The sequence below is a fragment of the Thiohalophilus sp. genome, assembly GCF_031581315.1.
In the GTDB taxonomy this organism is placed as follows: Bacteria; Pseudomonadota; Gammaproteobacteria; order UBA6429; family Thiohalophilaceae; genus Thiohalophilus.
Genome location: NZ_JAVLAZ010000052.1, coordinates 16,188 through 16,940, shown reverse-complemented (window position 1 = coordinate 16,940; position 753 = coordinate 16,188). Strand labels below are relative to the sequence as shown.

At 65.6% G+C, this 753-nt stretch carries 1 protein-coding gene; it reads left to right on the top strand.

Annotated features, from left to right (window positions below; genetic code table 11):
• Nucleotide 1: 1 nt before the first annotated feature.
• Nucleotides 2-753: ACP S-malonyltransferase (gene fabD / locus RI563_RS08860; RefSeq protein WP_310694012.1), on the top strand; the 752-nt coding region annotated here is incomplete at its 3' end.

Sequence of the window (753 nt, the reverse complement as noted above, 5' to 3'; positions counted from 1 at the left end):
AATGACACTGGCGTTTGTTTTTCCCGGGCAGGGCTCACAATCCGAAGGCATGTTGAAGGATCTGGCCGCGGCGTATCCGCAGGTCGGTGAGACTTTCGCGCAGGCATCGGACAAGCTTGGTTACGATCTGTGGCAGATCGTACAGCAGGGACCGGCCGGGGATCTGAATCGGACCGATATCACCCAGCCGGCCATGCTGGCCGCGGGCGTGGCAACCTGGCGCGTCTGGCAGGCGCAGGGCGGGGCGATGCCCGCGCTGATGGCCGGGCACAGCCTGGGCGAATACAGCGCGCTGGTGTGTGCCGGCAGTCTGGATTTTTCCGATGCCATCGCGCTGGTGGCCGAGCGTGGTCGCCTGATGCAGGACGCCGTGCCGGCCGGGGAAGGCGCCATGGCCGCGATTCTCGGACTGGAGGATGACGCGGTGCGCCAGGCCTGCGAAGATGCGGCCGAAGGGGAAGTGCTGGCACCGGTTAACTTCAACTCGCCCGGCCAGGTGGTCGCGGCAGGCAACAAGAGTGCGGTCGAGCGACTGGTTAACGTTGCCAAAGAGCGCGGCGCCAAGCGGGCACTGGTGCTGCCGGTCAGTGTGCCGTCCCATTGCAGCCTGATGCAGCCGGCAGCCGATAAACTGGCCGAGGTGCTGGCTCAGATCGAGGTCAAGGCCCCGCAGATTCCCGTGATCAACAATGTGGATGTCGCCGCACCCACCGAACCGGCCGCCATTCGCGATGCACTGGTGCGCCAGCTGTC